The 272-nt window shown below is 46.3% G+C and carries 1 protein-coding gene; it reads left to right on the forward strand.

Annotated elements, in window-relative coordinates:
- On the forward strand, positions 1-272 hold a 272-nt coding region (locus FC20_RS10570), incomplete at both ends, for a DUF6096 family protein (protein ID WP_162254734.1).

Raw genomic sequence — 272 nt, forward strand, 5'->3', positions numbered from 1 at the left:
TGAGTGCAAGTTGGACGGCCGGGCGATTTTGCAAGTGGAAAAGCGCCTGAAGAAGTCAATTTTGACGCTGTTTATTGGGCCTGAAGGCCAGGTTCAATTCCCACCAATTAACGAAATTTTGGTGGTTTTGCAAGGCTCAAACAAAACCCACGGCGTAAGTGATGAAGACATCATTAACGCCTTTGAAGATTACATTGATAACGGCGGTACTACCACGGACCTTTATACCGCGGTTAATGACTTGCTCGCTCAATCTGGTTTTTTCGGCAAGC

Source organism: Lactobacillus equicursoris DSM 19284 = JCM 14600 = CIP 110162, from assembly GCF_001434815.1.
GTDB lineage: Bacteria > Bacillota > Bacilli > Lactobacillales > Lactobacillaceae > Lactobacillus > Lactobacillus equicursoris.